Origin of the sequence: Psychrobacillus sp. OK028 (assembly GCF_900103605.1) — a bacterium.
GTDB lineage: Bacteria > Bacillota > Bacilli > Bacillales_A > Planococcaceae > Psychrobacillus.
In genome coordinates this window covers 288,150-306,495 of sequence record NZ_FNHY01000003.1, presented here as the reverse complement: position 1 = coordinate 306,495, position 18,346 = coordinate 288,150, and the positions used below count along the sequence as shown (strand labels likewise).

The following is an 18,346-nucleotide window of genomic DNA, read 5'->3' as shown; positions in this document are numbered from 1 at the left end:
CTACTGAAAATATTGACATAACGCGTATCCATTTGTACATTTAAGAAAGCATAAAGAACAGATGTTTTGTTTTGGAGGGAAAGTATTTGAGTAAAGTTGGAACAGTAAATAGTTATAGTGATGATGACATACAGGTCTTAGAAGGTTTAGAAGCCGTACGTAAAAGACCTGGTATGTATATTGGTTCAACAGATGCGAGAGGCTTGCATCATTTAGTATACGAAATAGTCGATAATGCCGTAGATGAAAGTCTAGCTGGCTTTGGGGATCATATTATCGTAACGATACATGAAGATCAAAGTGTTACCATTCGTGATTTTGGACGTGGAATGCCGACGGGTACGCATAAAACAGGAATACCAACCGCAGAAGTTATTTTTACCGTTTTACATGCAGGAGGTAAATTTGGACAAGGCGGCTACAAAACTAGTGGTGGGCTTCATGGTGTTGGTGCATCTGTTGTAAATGCGCTATCTACTTATGTGGATGTTGAGATTCATCGTGAAGGTAAAAAATTCCACCAACGATTTGAAAATGGTGGGAAGGTTGTTCAATCGTTAAAACAGGTAGGAACAACGAAAGAAACTGGGACATCTGTTCGCTTTTTACCAGATGACAGTATCTTTTCTGTGTCGAAATACAATTACGAGACACTATGTGAAAGGTTAAGAGAATCTGCTTTTTTATTAAAAGGACTAAAAATCGAATTAATAGATGAGCGTACGGAAGCTCATGACGTATTCTTTTATGAAACTGGAATAGAAGCATTCGTTTCTTATTTGAACGAAGAGAAAGACGTTTTGCATCCTGTATTCTACATGGAAGGTTTACAAGATGAAATTGAAGTGGAATTTGCCTTTCAATTCAATGACGGATATTCGGAAACGATTCTTTCCTTTGTCAATAATGTCCGGACTCGTGATGGTGGGACGCATGAAACAGGTGCTAAAGCAGCTTTAACGAGAGTTTTTAACGAATACGCGCGCAAAACCAATCTGTTAAAAGAAAAAGCGAAAAACCTAGAAGGCTCCGATATTCGAGAAGGTATTTCTGCGATCATTTCTATACGTATCCCAGAAAATATACTACAATTCGAAGGGCAGACGAAAGGTAAGCTGGGAACTAGTGAAGCTAGAAGCGCAGTTGATTCCGTCATTTCTGAGAAATTACAATATATTTTAGAGGAAAATTCAGAGCTAGCATCTTCTCTTATACGAAAAGCACTTCGCGCACAGCAAGCCCGCGAAGCAGCAAGAAAAGCTCGGGAAGACGCACGTAACGGGAAAAAACGCAAACCCTCTGAATTGTTATCCGGAAAGTTAACACCTGCACAATCGAGAAACGCAGCCAAAAATGAACTTTATTTAGTCGAAGGAGATTCTGCAGGAGGATCTGCCAAACAAGGTCGAGATCGTACATTTCAAGCGATTCTTCCCCTTCGAGGTAAAGTAATCAATACGGAAAAAGCAAATCTATCCGATATTATGAAAAATGTAGAAATTGCTACGATTATTCATGCTATTGGTGGTGGCGTAGGAGCAGAATTCCAAATAGAAGATATTGCCTATGACAAAATCGTTATTATGACAGATGCCGATACAGATGGTGCACACATTCAAGTACTTTTATTAACCTTCTTCTATCGCTATATGAAACCGTTAATCGAAAATGGAAACATTTATATTGCTTTACCACCGCTCTATAAAGTGTATAGAGGTGTCGGTAAAAAAGAGGTTTTTGAATATGCATGGACTGAAAAAGAATTAGAAGCGGCTTCCAAAAGAATTGGTAAAGGCTATACACTCCAACGTTATAAAGGACTAGGGGAAATGAATGCCGACCAATTATGGGACACAACGATGAATCCTGATACTAGAACACTTATTCGAGTGACTATTGAAGATGGTGCACGGGCAGAAAGACATGTGACTACGCTAATGGGAGACAAAGTAGAGCCTCGACGCAAATGGATTGAAGCTAATGTCAACTTCAGCTTAGAAGATGATTCCAATATATTAGAAAATGAAAGAATACACACGGAGGATGAATTAGCATGACACAAACCGAACGTTATCAAAATTTGCCATTAGAAGAGGTGATCGGTGATCGGTTTGGACGTTATAGCAAATACATCATTCAAGATCGTGCACTACCCGATGCTAGAGATGGCTTAAAACCTGTTCAACGCCGCATTTTATTTGCGATGTTCCAAGAAGGTAATACAAATGACAAACCATTCCGAAAATCCGCCAAAACAGTCGGTAATGTAATCGGTAACTATCATCCACATGGAGATAGTTCCGTTTATGAGGCAATGGTTCGTATGAGTCAAGAGTGGAAGCTTCGCCATATGACTGTCGAAATGCATGGTAACAATGGTTCTGTTGATGGGGACCCACCGGCAGCGATGCGTTACACGGAAGCTAGACTTTCTGCAATTTCTCATGAATTACTTAGAGATATTAACAAGAATACAGTTGACTATATTCCAAACTTTGATGATTCTGATTCAGAACCAGTCGTATTACCAGCAAGATTTCCGAATTTAATCGTAAATGGTTCTACCGGGATTTCGGCAGGGTATGCGACGGATATTCCACCACATTCTCTTCACGAAGCACTAGATGCTGTCATGATGAGAATTGAAAATCCTGCTGCAACTGTCGATGAGTTAATGACAGTTATTAAAGGGCCAGATTTCCCAACAGGTGCAATTATCCAAGGTGTAGACGGGATTAAAAAAGCTTATGAAACGGGTAAAGGGAAAATTGTCGTTCGCTCCAAAACGGAAATTGAAACGATAAAAGGCGGTAAACAACAAATTGTCATTACCGAAATACCTTTTGAAGTGAACAAGGCTAACCTAGTGAAGAAAATAGACGAACAAAGACATGATAAACGTCTTGAAGGAATTGCAGAAGTTCGAGACGAATCGGATCGCACTGGTTTGCGAATTGTTATTGAGATGAAAAAAGAAATTGATGCACATGGGATCCTTCAGTATTTGTTAAAAAATACGGATTTACAAGTGACTTATAATTTCAATATGATTGCTATTCATAATCGTAGACCAACGATGATGACTTTACCGCTACTTTTAGATTCCTACATTGACCATCAAAAAGAAGTTGTGACTCGTCGTACGGTATTTGATCTGAAAAAAGCAAAGGAAAGACTGCATATTGTAGCAGGTCTTATGAAGGCTCTTTCTATACTAGATGAAGTGATCAAAGCAATCCGAGCTTCCAAAGATAAAAGAGATGCAAAAAACAACTTAATAGCGTTATTTGAATTCTCCGAAGCACAGGCAGAGGCAATAGTCTCCCTACAATTATATCGATTAACGAATACAGATATTACCGAACTTCAAAATGAAGAAGAAACTCTCAATAAATTAGTGAAAGAGTTAGAGAACATTCTTGCAAAGGAATCGGCTCTTTTGAAAGTTATTAAAAAAGAACTTTTAACCGTGAGAAAACAATTTTCTGAGCCACGTAGATCCGTAATTGAAGATGAAATTGAAGAAATTAAAGTAAATTTAGATGTCTTAATTCCAAACGAAGAAGTGTATGTGACGGTAACAAAGGACGGCTATATTAAACGGACGAGCACACGTTCCTACACAGCTTCTAACGGTCAGGATTTTGCTATTAAGGAGTCGGATTATTTACTGTATAAAGCTCCGATTCATATGCAGCATCATCTATTGCTATTCACTTCTAAAGGCAATTATATCTACCAGCCAGTGCATGAATTACCGGATATTCGCTGGAAGGATCTTGGGCAGCATATATCCAGTATAGTGCCACTCGATTCACAAGAAAAAATAATTCGAGTAATGGGTATCGATTCATTTGACAAGGATTTAAGCGTTTTAACAGCAACAAGAGATGGACAGATTAAACGTTCCTTACTTTCTGATTATGTGGTGCAACGATACGCAAAATCAATTAAAACGATGAACCTGAAAAATAGTGATGAAATGATCATTGCAGAGCTGGTAGCACCATCAGATGATGTGTTAATCACAACACATGCTAGCTATTCTGTTCGCTTCTCTTTAGACGAAGTGCCAATCACTGGAGTAAAAACTGCAGGGGTAAAAGCGATTAATCTAAAAGACGGAGATTATGTAGTAAGTGTTAATCCAATTTCGCTCCAAAGCACCGAAGATATTATGCTAATTACTCAAAGAGGTGCCGTTAAAAAAATGACATTAAGTGAAATCGAAGTTGGCGTTCGAGCTAAGCGAGGCGTGCTTACACTAAGAGAGCTTAAGTCAAATCCGCATCGTGTGTTTGATGTATTTTTAGTAGAGAAAAATGACCAACTTGTTATTGAAACAGATAATGGTGCGGAAACGATTGAAGTAAATTCATTCCGTCCATCCGATCGTTATTCTAATGGTTCATTTGTTATCGATACTGAAAAAGATGGACCTTTAGTTCGTGCGTGGAAGCAGCCAAAAGAAGAGAATTAATAAACAAAAACGAGGCTCTTTCGATTAAGCGTCAAGAGTAGCAATATCATAATAAAAAGCATTTCCATCAGGTATTGTACCTTTTGTGAAATGCTTTTTATATTTGGTATAATGTTGCTGTAGTTTCTCTTTTTTCGATTTAGTCATCCGGACATGTGTACTAAAATTAACTTCATTTCTTGCTACTGTCACATCTTTGCCTATATTACGTAGAAGGTGGTCTCGTTTACGTTTTGCAGCCGATTTCGCCATTAAAATCACTCCTAGATATAATTTGTGTTACACATAAAGGGTATCTCAATTTTGCGAAAAATACAAACTTCACTCTTTCTTCATGGGTTTATGGTATAAGTATAGAGGCAGTAAAGAATGTATAAATTTTTGGAGGTAAATTATGAAAAAAATATTATGGATGACAATTGCTTGTGTATTATTGTTTAGCAACAGCGCACTTGCACATACCGGATTGGAAAGCTCGACCCCAGCACAAGGGAGTACGATAACTGAAAAGCTAACCGAGATTACACTAAAATTTTTAACAAAAATTGAAGAAACAAGCACATTTACACTAATGAATTCCTCAAATGAGGAAGTAGATTTAGAGGGTATTACTGTAAATGAAAATATACTGACTGGGAATGTAACCGAAAAAGTGGAAAACGGGGCATATCAGATCAACTGGAAAATAATCGGGGCTGACGGTCATCCGATAGAAGGTGTAATTGATTTTGTATTAGAAGCGCCTGAAGAGGTTGAAGCGGTTGAACCAACTACTGAACCAATTGATGAAGTAGAACCAATTGAATCGACTACAGAAGAAATGGACACAACACTGGAAGCAGAACAAGAAAAAGAGAGCTCCAATTCAACAGTAGGTATTATTATAGTTTTAGTCATTATTCTAGCACTAGCTGCTTGGTGGATGACTCGGAGAAATAAAAAATGATGTTTGTGCTGACAACTATAAGCGAGGCGCTTTTATATGTGTGCTTCGCTTTGTTAATGGGAACCTATATTCTTTCTATATTCCCAAATGATTTAATTCCTACTATTGCTGTTTCTAGAAAGTTGAGATTAGCTGCAGTAATTGGCATAGCTTTATTTTCTTTTGTTCCACTTATTAGTTTGCTCATTTATTTATATGAAGACTATGGTTTAATCGATTCATTGCAATCCATATTATTGACCTTTGAGGTAGGTAAGTCATGGTTATTTATGTTTATTGTAGCGGTGTTTTTAGGACTGTATATTTTATTCTTTGATGACAAGAAATTTGTTTTGTATTCGATTGTGGGGATTTTACTAGTTTTTGTACTTATCTTAAGTGTTAGCTGGTCAAGTCATGCAAATTCTATACAAAGCACAAAAGGGTTAATCACTCATTTCCTACACTTTGCATCTGTGGTCATTTGGGTTGGTATACTGTTTGTAGTCTCTTGGTTTTCCCAAAATACGCGTAACTGGCTTTCGTTCCTAAAATGGTTTCATATAACTGCATTATACTGTTTTGGAATAATTATTATAACAGGATTTTCTTTGATGAGTTTCTCCACACCGCTGGCAACATATTCTGATACATGGACGGTTTCCTATGGACAAAGTCTGTTGATCAAGCATCTACTAATTATTCCACTCATTGCATATGCGTTTATAAATGGAGTGCTCATGAAAAAACGACTACTAAAAGACGAAAATTTTGATGCTAGACCGTGGACAAAAGTAGAATTTTTTATTCTTCTATTAATTTTTGCTGCTACGGGTGCTATGAGTCAGCAGTCACCACCACATAGTCTGTTTGAAACAATAAATAGTGAGGGCTTTTCTTCATTATTTTTACTGTTTCATGAGGGGGAATTTACTCCAACTATCGACGTTCAAATGGTATTTAATCTAGATGGAATGCTCTTGTTATGCATATCTGCTGTTTTTCTTGCATTGAGCCTATTCTCATTCATCAAAAGAATGCCAGCTATATTTTCCTTTATCATGAGTCTATTGGTCGTAATAGCGGCTTATATGGGTCTCTTATTCAGTATTCAAATAGTATAAGGAGTTCTTTAAAAAGCATTTCCAAAGGTGTATAATCCTTCTTGGAAGTGCTTTTATTTATATGAAAATGGGGAATACAGATGAAACAAAACATAACAATTAGTAAGATGATATCTTCCGATTGGGATCGCGTTAGAGAGATTTTCATAGAAGGTATTCAAACAGCAAATGCAACATTTAGAACGGAGGCTCCTAATTGGGAGGACTGGGATCAAGGACATTTAAATATATGTCGTTTTGTTGCTAAACTGGATGGCGAAGTAGTGGGGTGGGTAGCATTATCGCCAGTTTCAACTATGGTGGCATATTCAGGAGTAGTGGAGGTAAGCATTTATATAGCTTCTGTGGCAGCAGGGAAGGGTGTTGGTAGTCAATTGCTACAACAAGTGATTGAATCCAGTGAGCAAAACAAAATCTGGACAATCCAAGCATTGATCTTTCCAGAAAATATTGCAAGTATTAACTTACATAAAAAATTTGGATTTGGAGTAGTAGGAACGAGAAAACAAATGGGAAGATTAAATGGAGTGTGGCGTGATGTAGTATTATTAGAGCGCAGAAGTGATATAGTTGGGGTGGAATAAAAGAAGATGAGTTCACATACAAAAAAGTAATCCACCAATGAGTTATTACTCGACGGATTACTTTTGCGAACAAGATGAAGGGATGATTGTTGGTTATTACTCAAAAACTCCATTCCTCATGATGACAAAGTCAACTTTCACATTTACTTTCATGTTTTTATATAGTTCGTGCCATTTTTCCTTCGTCAGATTAGAGCCTCTTACAGAGCTTCTATATTTCTCGCCAAAGCCAAAAACATCGGATTCAATACTTTTACCGTAATCAATTATCCTTATTATATCACTTGTTAGATTTTTACTAATCGCTTTTTCAAGTTTTGCTACTTTTTTTGGATCATCCATATTAACATCAGGAACAATTTCTAATATTTGTGCTTTTACTTTAAGATTCAAGTCAAATTCGGGAGTAGTTGGATTGACTAACTTTATATCTCTTTTAGAGCGAATTGCATCGAATGCTAATGAAATTTCATTTGGCTTGTTTTTTAAAAGGTCACTAGGTACGTTATCTTTTTGTAAGACTGTTTCGTATATACCAGATTTAAAATTATCCCTTATTAGCTTGACAAAAAAGCTATCTTCCGCGGAGAGTCTACCTACCATTTTATCTTCTTTAAACAGGGCGATGCCTGCTATTCCTACCAACTCTTCGTCTTTTTTTATGATTGGCATGGCAATATCATCCCCAGCCATATACATATCATGTGCAATTTCATGTAGAGTGGATGAGATCATATGCTCCTGTTCTATATTTTGTTGTAATAACCTATAAATATGCTGCCCTACATCTTCAATATTATTATATTTGTATTCAAGTAATGGTGCCATTTGGCCTTCCACTACGGCTAAATAAAGACTATTACTTACAGTTGCATTTTCTAAGTTTGTTTCTATATAGTGATGTATGTTATCTTTAGCAAGCTCTTCACTTAACAAGATTACTCTCATTTGGCCAACCATAATTTTTTTAGATAATTTACGATTGGTTTTCATTCTATTCCCTTTACTAGTTTTATTTTCAGTTGTAATTACTTGCACATTACTTTGAAATTCTGGGTTTACTTCACGAACAACTGCGGTAGTGGAGATCTTTTCTTCAGTTCCCACATCGTAACCAACTAAAGTAACTAACCCAACTTTATCTAAGATATTTGTTTGAACACATCCGGCAAGAAGGCTAACTATAAATAGTAAGATAATATAAAAGCTAAGTGTTTTCATTTGTTTGCTCCTTCTTAGCAGTAAATTTCTTTTTAAGAATGGTCAACATATACAAGAGAATAGGATAAACAAACACTATATAAAACCCCACTTTAGCCACTTGATTGTTAACCATGTTAATCTGGGTACGAGACCCCACGATCAATGTAGCTAAAAAAATAATGAAAGAGAAAATCCAAACGAATTTCGTACCACTTATATTTACTAAACGTATTACGCCGCGATAAGCTGCCCATAAATACAGACAAAGATTCGGCAAAATGATTAACATCCAAAAACATACTGCCACAAATTCAAATCTTTCCATAAAAGGAAAACTGATAAAGCTAAATAATGTTAATGTCGCCCAAACCGTTCTAAGTAGTTTTCCTTCACTGTAGTATCCAATCGAGACCATCATGACAGAAAGGTAAATAAATGTTGTTGCCAACAAAGCTAAGTGTGTATATTTGCTTGTTTTTTTCTTGTCTTTTATAAAGGGATAAATGACATTTATTATCTCAAAACCTAAAATTGTAAATGTCATGGAATATGCACCTTTTAATAGAGACCTAACATTTGCCTCTAAAATAGGATATAGACTATCTAACGTAGCGAACTTCATCGGAAATATTAACATTGGAAAAATCCAAAGAGCAAGGACAACACTAAAAAAAGAAATACCGACTATTACACGAAGTCCACCGGTAAATGCATATATGGTGATTAGAAGTAATGTAGCCGAAAGAAACCACGTACTTATGCCAGGAAATAACCATGCTTGAATAACTTCTATATAATTTCGTAAAACAGAGAAAAACGCAATGGAACAGTAAAATATATAAATAGCATTTAAAAAATTGCCTATCCATTTTCCGTAAATATCCTGCTGAATTCCATAGAGGTCATTGGAGCCATAAACTTCTAAAGTTTTTATCATACAAAAAGCGACAATATGAGTGGCAACTCCCGCAAGTATTACTGATATCCAAGCGTCATGTTTTGCATCTTGATACACAATACGTTGAAACCCTTGTACCCCAACCCCAATTTGTGCACTATGAATGACAAAGAACAGCAAATATGTATTAAACATATCATTCGGTTTGAGTTGTACTGAATTATCCATTCTTTCCACCCTCTGTTCAACTGTTTTTAGGATTCACAGGTTCTTTATTGTATTTTTCTTGATCAGTTGGTCTTGTAATATCTGGTCTTTTTGTAGTTAATGGTAAGGGCAATCTAATAATACTGTCGGCCATACCTTTCAACCTCGGAGGATAAAAAGGGGACAGATAAGGTGCACCCAAACTAGTTTGACGCAAAAGATGGATAAGGATAAAACAAAAGGCTAGCATAATTCCGTAGTAACCCCAAAATCCAGCAAGTATGATAATAGGAAAACGAATGTACCGAATCACATTCCCCATCATATAACTAGGAGTTGTGAAAGAAGCCAGGGCGCTTAATGCAACGAATATTAGTAAAATGTTACTAGTTATTCCCGCTTGTACAGCTGCCGTCCCAATTACGATACCACCAACGATACCAATAGTTTGGCCGATTTTTGTTGGTAATCTTGCTCCAGCCTCTCTAAGTAATTCAATAATAAATTCAAGTAGCAATGCTTCAAATACAGGTGGAAAAGGAACTAAAGCTCGCGATTCACTAAGTGGCACCAAGAAGGCTAGAGGAATTACTTCATAATGAAAAGTCAGCGCCCCTACATATATCGGTGTTAAAAAAACAGATAGAAGAATCGCACTAAACCTTAATAGTCGGGCAAATGTAGCAATTTGCCATCTTAGATTTTTATCTTCTTGACTTTGAAAGAATTCAATAAATGATTGGGGGCATATGATCGCCATGGAACTACCGTCTACGAGAACCCCCAACTTCCCATTCAATAGACCATCGCAAAACCTGTCCGGCCTTTCCGTTAGGAGCATTTGTGGAAAGGGTGAAATCGAGTTATCGTCAATCATTTCTGCTAGAACCGCACTATCGATTAACGCATCTATATCTAAATCTGTAATTCTTTGGCGCAACGTGTTAATCATTTGTTCATTTGCTATGCCGTTAATGTATAAAATAGCTACAGAGGTATTTGTCCGGTTTCCAAGTACGAAATTTTCGTTACAAAGATCTGGACTAATGATATAACGTCGTACTAAAGATACATTCGTAGAAAGATTTTCATTAAAACCGATTTGAGCTCCAATTACTTGGGATTCATTTTCTGGTGTTGTCAAACTTCGAGATTCTTGCTTTGGAATACTTGCCAATATTACTTCAGAAAATCCTTCTACATGTAAAAGTACGGACCCATTAACAATTGCTGTTACAACCACTTCGAAACGAGCCGATATATTTATCTCTGGTATCGAAAGAGAAGCTTTAATAGTTTCAGGTGTATCAATCGGTTTATCCTGCAGACTGGCTAAAATATGATTATTCAAAGTTACGTCATTAACTAAATTGTCAATATAGACAAGCGTAAGATTCGGTGAAATATTTTTGATCATTAAATCAGCTGGATTATGTGTAGCATCTTTTATCGATTGAATGAATTCATTTTTCAGTGGAGTAATCATGCCTATATCTTTTTTAATAGTTTCTTTCACTACTGTTGTTCGTTTCTTACTCTTAGTGAAAGGCAGTTGAATTTTCATGTTGAATTGTAGGCTCCTCCCATTTTTAAGCTGTCTTTATAGAGTTAGCTTTTAAGGAGAAAACTATACTTTATTTCAGTTACTTTTTGAATGAATTTAAAAATAAACAAGTTCAATTTCAAAATACCATACATCAATAAAAAAATAATGAAACATAATAATTATGTATTGATAAACGATAAATTTTGAGGTAGAATGAGAGCATAATAAATAGTGAGGTGCTTATATGAAACGTGGATCAACACTCTTTTTGAAGTTAGCCGTTATTCTTATGGGAATACCTGTTCTAGCTCTATGTATATTTTTACTGCCCCAGATAGCGACGGAAGCAAATGAAGCAGTAGAAAAGGGTTCAGATTTGGCATTTGTTGTGTATGGTCTGTTAATGGTTATGTATATATCGGCAATACCATTTTACTTTGCCTTGTATCAATCTTTTAATCTTGTGAGCTATATTGACAAAAACCTAGCTTTTTCAAACTTATCTGTGAAGGCTTTAAATAAAATTAAAAGGGCTGCTATCATCATCAGCTGCTTGTATGTAATAGCCTTACCATTCGTTTATTTAATGGCGGAGGTCGACGACGCTCCAGGTCTCATAATAGTTGGAATGATTCCTATTTTTGCTTCGATGGTGATTGCTGTCTTTGCCGCTGTTCTACAAAGGCTTTTAAAAGAAGCTATTGATTTAAAAGAGGAAAATGATTTAATAGTTTAAGCTGAGGTGAAAAAATGGCCATTATTATAAATATTGATGTGATGCTTGCTAAAAGAAAAATGAGTGTGACGGAACTTTCAGAAAGAGTCGGAATAACAATGGCTAACCTTTCAATCTTAAAAAATGGAAAGGCAAAAGCAATACGATTATCCACATTAGAAGCAATTTGCAAAGCTTTAGAATGCCAGCCTGGAGATCTACTAGAATACAGAAGTGAAGACGAAAGTTTAAATATTGATTAGACTGGATAAATTATTACCAGAATAGTAAAATTAAATTCTTACACAACAGAGTGCAATTCAGTAAATAGAATTGTGCTCTTTCTTATTTTTGAAATATAGTAGAAGTGGAGTGGAAAGCACTTTGAAGATAAAACAATTAATTGCGAACAATATTAACCATTTAGATACTGTACTACCGGTAGATAAATCGTTAGGAATTGCAGGTCTTTCTGGATCTGGTAAAACAACTTTTTGCCAAACAATTGGGGAGGAATCCAAGAAACGTCTCGTTTCTTTGTTACCTAAGGCTGAATATCAATATTTATTTCCTAATATTATGGAAACGAATTTTAGTGCCATCAAGATGGAAGAAATGCCTCTAGTTCTTTTCCTGGGTAAATCATCTATTTCTTCCAATCCACGTTCAACTATTGGAACACATACAGGCGTATTTACAGAGATTCGTGTGCGACTTGCGGAAGCATTTAATCTTTCTCCTGAGGTTTTTTCGTTTAATAATGAATTAGGATGGTGTCCTAAGTGTAAAGGACGTGGTACTACCCAAAATGTTGAATGTAAACAATGTGAGGGCAAACGATATAAGCCAGAAATACTTCAATATAAGATAGATTTAATGAATAAAGCTCATAATATATCCGATATCAATAACTTAAGTATTGAAACTATTCTTTCGTTAGCAAAGGATTTACATATAAGTGAAGCAAAACAGCTTATTCTTAAAAATATCATCCAGATGAATATTGGATACTTAACAATCAATCGGATTATGGGGACGTTATCGGGCGGAGAACTAACTCGACTATATTTAGCTGAATTCATGGCAGCTAGTGAAAATACCATCATAATCATTGATGAAATCTCCGTTGGGCTCGATCACGAAACACTGCTGAAAATTCTGGAGCAAATTAAACAACTAGGCTTTAAAAATCAAATATGGCTTATCGATCATTCAGACACAGTGCTCGACACGACCGACAAGCAACTATTCTTTGGGCCTGGTAGTGGAAAATATGGTGGTGAATTGGTAGAGGAGTCCCCACGTCCAAATCCAATTACAGTTCAAAGAAATGAGAAAGTGCCTACCGAATATTATTACTTTCATGATCTTTACAGCCGTAATATTCAAATCACTGAAATTCAAATTCCCAAAAATAGAATTGTCACTTTTACGGGAGAATCTGGTTGTGGTAAATCTACACTAGTCAATGAGTGTATCGCCAAAGACTTCGTAAAGCGATATCCAAAAGACAAACTTGTAATGGTTGGACAAAATAGAAACCAATCCATTACTAGCCGTTCCACTGTAGCTACTTTTTTAGATATAAAAAAGAAACTAACAAAATACCAAGGCGATATAGAAGGTCTTTTTGAACGCTCGATTGAAGATATTATGGATGAACTACCTAATAATGATATCGCTCATAAACGCTTAAGTTTATTGATCAAACTTGGACTTGGCTATTTAACACTAGAAAGAAAAACACAGTCCTTATCAAATGGGGAATTTCAATGTGTGCATTTAGTCTCTGAACTATTTGCTAGCAATAGAAATCCACATACTCTTTTTATCTTTGATGAGCCTTCTAAAGGATTATCACAAAACATATTAAATCAGTTCATCGATAGTGCAAGGGTTATTCTCGAGGATGAATCCGTTTCTATGATTATGATAGAACATAATGCCTATGTGTTAGAAAACGCTGATTTTATCGTGGATTTTGGGAAAAGACAGCTTACACCGGTTACCCATCTGAATGTTCTCAGTCATGATGATTATTATCTCAGGAAAGATAACGAGCATATAGCTGCTCCTGTACAAATTCCTTCGTTTGTTCATCAGAAAAATGGGGTTCACCACTTAAAAGAAAATCAGATTAGCTATTTTAGGCAAGCAGAAAACATCTATAAGGGTGGTATTTTAAAAAGCTTATCTTCTATGGCTCGTTTAATATACGGTGAATACGAATCTGAAAAAATTGCTCCTGTCATTGCCATTGACCTAGAGCGACATTTGTATAGTCAATATAGCTTTCTTTTTGAAATTGGTGGCTTGATCAATCATATTATTGCATCACATCCTACAAATAAAGATACGCGCAGCTTCGACTTCTATAACCATGATAATCATTGTGCAAGTTGCTCTGGCCACCGGGTAATTGAACAATTTGATTTTGATGTTGTTATTCAGGACAAGAATGTAACTTTCTGGGATGGGCAATTGCATCCAGATGTAATGGAAGTATTAAAATATTACCAATATCCAAAATTACAATTCCTATTTGAAGAACTTAAAAATGAGCTTGGACATGATTTGAGTAAGAGCTTTAATGACATGACGGCAGATGAAAAGCGTACGTATTTATATGGGTATTGGGAAAAGTCATTCTATGACAAAGCAGGAAAAACGCAGAGAACATGGCAAGGCTTTAATAGCATCATTGGGATGTATATGTTCATTTCGAAATCGGTTATTAAAGAGCATATGAAAGAATCTAAAACGATGATTATGTGTCCGATTTGCAAAGGTTCTGTATTAAACCATCATAAACAGCTCAAATTTGGCGATACGGATATTCGTGAGGTAATACAGCTACCTCTTGATCAAGCTTTGAAAACAGTAGGAGAGTTACCGGAGCTTATAAAATTGAAAGCTATCGTGGGCGGCGACATGACTTTGACCCAGGATGTCTCACTGCTGGGTAGGGACACACAAGTAGCTCTGAAAATGCTTGAATTAGAACTAGCAAGCTTTGCTGGATATGAAATGGTTCTGCAAAATGTATTACCATTCTGGGACAATATTAAAGACAATATGGAATCCATTAGCAAAAATAATCAAGTAACCATCTGTGATTTTGAGAATATCAATGAGACGAGAGAAAACATTATTGAAAAGTATTTCACTAATGGAAAATACAAAAAACTAACATATGTTTATGAAGCGTTTGGTTACAAAAAACTCGTTACCGCAATTAATAAGATAAAGAAAAATCATCCATGTCCATTCTGTAAAGGAAAGAAAGTTATATCTGAGGATAACCTACATGAGGGCGTGCATAAATTAACAATTCCCTGTGTGAGTTGTAATGCAACTGGTATCAATGAGGAAGGGCTGCAGGAAGAAGTGGAGGGCATTGCAGTAGAAACATGGCTAACTGGTAAAGTCAGTGATGTTGTTGACGAAAGCTTATATACTGAGGCTGTTGCCCGTATTCCAATCTTCAATCGTATTCGTGAGTTAAATAAACGAGATTTAATGGCGATTTATCAATGTCTTGAGCAAAATAATTAAATTTAATAAAACATGCCATCTTTTCAACAATAATAGATGTTAGTTAGTAATAAAAACTCATTTGAAAAATAATTTACAAATGAGTTTTTATGCTATTCTAAAGAGGAACTATGGGACAAATAAGTTGAAATGTTTTTTTACTAAAATTGATAGAATAATAAGGTTTATAAATAACTGAATATTTAGAGTTTATTATACACAATGAAATTTTATAATAATCGGGGGAATACTAGTGACTTTAAGATTTAATAAGTTTTGCACAGAAGAATTAACGATTAAAGAAATACAATCTGGTATGGAAAATGGGGATATAACATCAAAAGAATTGGTAATGTATTATTTACATAGAATTGCAAAGTATGATCAGGACGGACAAAACTTAAACTCTATACTTGAAATAAATCCGGATGCGATTTTCATAGCTGAGGCACTCGATTACGAAAGAAAGATAAAAGGTATTCGAGGACCATTGCATGGAGTTGCTGTACTTTTAAAAGACAACATTGAAACCGGTGATTCAATGCATACTAGTGCTGGCACTATTGCATTAGCAAATCATATTGCCAGCAAAGATTCATTCCTTGTTGGAAAACTCCGTGATGCAGGTGCAGTGATTTTAGGTAAAACTAATATGACAGAGTTAGCCAACGGTATGTCAAGTGAAATGTGGGCAGGTTACAGTTCAAGAGGTGGACAAGTATTAAATCCTTATGGGGAACCAGACCTTTTTGTTGGCGGCTCTAGCTCTGGTTCTGCTGTAGCAGTTGCTGCAAATTTCACTGTTTTATCCGTTGGTACAGAAACAGATGCATCCATTCTAAGCCCAGCCATTCAAAATTCAGTGGTAGGTATTAAGCCAACTGTGGGTTTAATAAGCAGAAGTGGAATTATTCCTTTTACATACTCTCAGGATACAGCAGGACCATTTGCAAGAACCGTTACGGATGCAGCCATTTTACTAACAGCTTTAACTGGCGTAGATAGGAATGATCCTGCAACATTTAAATGTGAAGGAAGAATTGAACAAGACTATTCCGTTTTTTTAGATTCGAAGGGACTAAAAGGAGCTAAAATCGGTGTATTTAATAAAGCATCTAGTGAGTTTCTAAACTCGGATGAGTACGATGAAAGTTTATTTAATGATGTTGTAGAAACGATTAGTGACCAGGGTGCTAAAATATATAAAGATATCGATATTCCGTCGTTTCATAGAGATTGGAATTGGGGGGTAACTTTATATGAGTTGAAACACAGTTTAGATAATTATCTTTCTCAGCTTCCATCTCATTTACCTGTTCATTCTATCAGTGAGTTAATTGAATTTAATAAAGGTATGAAAGATCAGGCATTAAAATACGGACAGGATAAATTGGAACTAAGAGCAACTTTCCCTAATACCTTGAGAAATCCAGAATATTTAGTAGCGAAAATAGAAGATTTATATTATTCACAAGAACAAGGAATTGACTATGCTTTAAAAAAATATGACCTTGATGCGATTCTTTTTCCTTCTTATATAGGATCCACAATTTGTGCAAAAGCAGGATATCCATCGATTGCCATACCTGCTGGATATATGAAAAATGGAAAACCTTTTGGCATTACATTTGCAGGTACTGTTTTTAGCGAAGGGAAATTAATTAAACTGGCATATGCGTTTGAACAGGCTACAAAACTTAGACAAAGTCCAATAATGCCAAATACTTAATCGTAGCTTCAAATAGAATTGTTGAAAAGGGAGGACGGGTATGAGGTTGTTTCATATAAGTGAGGAAGATAGTATATCTATATTTATGCCAAGAATACCTAAGAGAAAGGATCTTAAAAACAGAACTCCCCTAGTATGGGCAATTAATGAAGAATGTTTGCCAAATTATCTTACCCCTCGAAATTGTCCAAGGGTAACATACCATTGTAACGAAAAAACAACATTAGAAGATAAAAAAAACTTTCTGTCGTCAGATACAATAACCCATGTTGTAGCAATTGAACATAAATGGTTTGAAAGAATGGGGAATACCAATTTATTCTTATATGAATTTGATCCAACAGATTTCTATCAGCAGGATAGAGGGGCTGGTTACTTTGTAACTGAGAAACCTCAAACCCCAATCAATAAGATAGTTATTGATGATTTGTTTGCAGAACTTATTAAAAGAAATGTTGAAGTAAGAATAATAGATAATTTATGGAACCTGTGTGAAAAAATCAGAAAAACTAGTTTTGATTGGTCCATGTGTAGGATGGATTTTGCGGAGAAAAAAAGATAGCTTTGTAGCAGACAAGTACGTAGGATAAAAACTACTACAGACAAATTGTCTATTTTTAATAAGAATGTGGTACTAAGATGGAATTGTACCTCATCAAGTTATTTTTTAAGAACAATTGAGGAGGAAGCATGAATGAGACAGATTATTGCGATGGGTGGTGGAGGTTTTTCCATGGAGCCAGAAAACCTTTTACTGGATAAGTACATTTTAGCTCAAACTAAAAAAAGTTTACCCAAAGTAAGTTTTATTCCAACTGCTAGTGGAGACGCAGAAAGTTATATTGAAAGGTATTATAACGCATTTAATACTCTTTCTTGCAAACCTTCTCACTTATCATTATTTGAGCCAGATTTTACAGATTTAGAAAAATATATTCTTGATCAAGATGTAATCTATGTTGGTGGTGGAAATACTAGAAATATGCTGGTTTTGTGGAAAGAGTGGGGATTGGACAATATTTTGAAAAAAGCATATGAGAATGGAGTGATACTTGCGGGTTTAAGTGCTGGTTCGATTTGTTGGTTTGAGGAAGGATTAACTGATCCCTTGAATGCTCCTTTGTATAAGGTGGATTGTTTAGGATTCCTAAAGGGTAGTAATTGCCCTCATTATGATGGAGAGAATAAAAGAAAACCTGCATATCACGAGTCAATCTTAACCAGATTGATAATGGAAGGCTATGCAGTAGATGATGGAGTGGCTCTTCACTTTATAGATGAAACGTTGTCTGTTTCTGTTAGTTCCAGACCAAAGGCAAAGGCATATTTTGTAGAAAAAATGGGCTGTGAAATTAGAGAAACCGAAGTGAATACAATATTCTTAGGAAAATAATTAGTATA

15 protein-coding genes are annotated in these 18,346 nt (G+C 35.6%); 11 read left to right on the top strand and 4 right to left on the bottom strand.

The features are described from left to right. Positions 1–86: 86 nt before the first annotated feature. Positions 87–2,057, top strand: a complete 1,971-nt coding sequence (parE, locus tag BLR36_RS07390; protein WP_093061095.1) for a DNA topoisomerase IV subunit B — start codon at positions 87–89, stop codon at positions 2,055–2,057. Then, entirely contained in the window at positions 2,054–4,480 is a 2,427-nt protein-coding gene (gene parC, locus BLR36_RS07385) for a DNA topoisomerase IV subunit A (RefSeq protein WP_093061094.1), read from the top strand. The genes parE and parC overlap by 4 nt, the downstream gene beginning before the upstream one ends. Positions 4,481–4,504: 24 nt before the next feature. Here the strand turns inward: parC and BLR36_RS07380 are convergent, their stop codons facing one another. Beyond that, the gene (locus tag BLR36_RS07380) at positions 4,505–4,732 is read right to left on the bottom strand and encodes a hypothetical protein (protein ID WP_093061093.1); all 228 of its coding nucleotides are present in this window, start codon (positions 4,730–4,732) and stop codon (positions 4,505–4,507) included. A 142-nt stretch (positions 4,733–4,874) separates the two neighbouring features. On the opposite strand from BLR36_RS07380, the gene BLR36_RS07375 reads away from it, so the two are divergent. The 3 genes from BLR36_RS07375 to BLR36_RS07365 all read left to right on the top strand — a co-directional run bounded on the left by BLR36_RS07375 (position 4,875) and on the right by BLR36_RS07365 (position 7,113). Continuing rightward, the gene (locus BLR36_RS07375) at positions 4,875–5,426 is read left to right on the top strand and encodes a copper resistance CopC family protein (protein WP_093061092.1); all 552 of its coding nucleotides are present in this window, start codon (positions 4,875–4,877) and stop codon (positions 5,424–5,426) included. After that, on the top strand, positions 5,423–6,529 hold the full coding sequence (locus tag BLR36_RS07370) for a copper resistance D family protein (RefSeq protein ID WP_093061091.1): 1,107 nt from the start codon (positions 5,423–5,425) through the stop codon (positions 6,527–6,529). Before BLR36_RS07375 ends, BLR36_RS07370 begins: the two co-directional genes overlap by 4 nt. Positions 6,530–6,609: 80 nt before the next feature. After that, a complete protein-coding gene (locus BLR36_RS07365) occupies positions 6,610–7,113 on the top strand; it encodes a GNAT family N-acetyltransferase (protein WP_093061090.1) in 504 nt (167 codons plus the stop codon). A gap of 96 nt (positions 7,114–7,209) precedes the next feature. Here the strand turns inward: BLR36_RS07365 and BLR36_RS07360 are convergent, their stop codons facing one another. The 3 genes from BLR36_RS07360 to BLR36_RS07350 are packed head-to-tail and all read right to left on the bottom strand — an operon-like array spanning position 7,210 to position 10,985. Beyond that, positions 7,210–8,334, bottom strand: coding sequence for a Ger(x)C family spore germination protein (locus BLR36_RS07360; protein ID WP_093061089.1), 1,125 nt, complete (start codon positions 8,332–8,334; stop codon positions 7,210–7,212). Continuing rightward, positions 8,321–9,442: a GerAB/ArcD/ProY family transporter gene (locus BLR36_RS07355; protein ID WP_093061088.1), complete on the bottom strand. Its 1,122-nt coding sequence runs from the start codon at positions 9,440–9,442 to the stop codon at positions 8,321–8,323. Before BLR36_RS07355 ends, BLR36_RS07360 begins: the two co-directional genes overlap by 14 nt. A 16-nt stretch (positions 9,443–9,458) precedes the next feature. Continuing rightward, positions 9,459–10,985: a spore germination protein gene (locus tag BLR36_RS07350; protein WP_093061087.1), complete on the bottom strand. Its 1,527-nt coding sequence runs from the start codon at positions 10,983–10,985 to the stop codon at positions 9,459–9,461. A 226-nt stretch (positions 10,986–11,211) separates the two neighbouring features. Here BLR36_RS07350 and BLR36_RS07345 point away from each other — a divergent pair, with 226 nt between their 5' ends. The 6 genes from BLR36_RS07345 to BLR36_RS07320 all read left to right on the top strand — a co-directional run bounded on the left by BLR36_RS07345 (position 11,212) and on the right by BLR36_RS07320 (position 18,338). Then, on the top strand, positions 11,212–11,703 hold the full coding sequence (locus BLR36_RS07345) for a DUF2975 domain-containing protein (protein ID WP_093061086.1): 492 nt from the start codon (positions 11,212–11,214) through the stop codon (positions 11,701–11,703). A gap of 14 nt (positions 11,704–11,717) precedes the next feature. Further along, a complete protein-coding gene (locus BLR36_RS07340; protein ID WP_093061085.1) occupies positions 11,718–11,945 on the top strand; it encodes a helix-turn-helix domain-containing protein in 228 nt (75 codons plus the stop codon). 121 nt (positions 11,946–12,066) lie between these two features. Next, a complete protein-coding gene (locus BLR36_RS07335) occupies positions 12,067–15,237 on the top strand; it encodes an ATP-binding cassette domain-containing protein (RefSeq protein ID WP_093061084.1) in 3,171 nt (1,056 codons plus the stop codon). A gap of 232 nt (positions 15,238–15,469) precedes the next feature. Then, positions 15,470–16,945: an amidase family protein gene (locus tag BLR36_RS07330; RefSeq protein ID WP_093061083.1), complete on the top strand. Its 1,476-nt coding sequence runs from the start codon at positions 15,470–15,472 to the stop codon at positions 16,943–16,945. A 40-nt stretch (positions 16,946–16,985) separates the two neighbouring features. Next, complete coding sequence (locus tag BLR36_RS07325; protein ID WP_093061082.1) at positions 16,986–17,507, top strand: DUF6886 family protein; 522 nt, start codon at positions 16,986–16,988, stop codon at positions 17,505–17,507. A 132-nt stretch (positions 17,508–17,639) separates the two neighbouring features. Next, entirely contained in the window at positions 17,640–18,338 is a 699-nt protein-coding gene (locus tag BLR36_RS07320) for a Type 1 glutamine amidotransferase-like domain-containing protein (protein WP_093061081.1), read from the top strand. Positions 18,339–18,346: the final 8 nt, after the last annotated feature.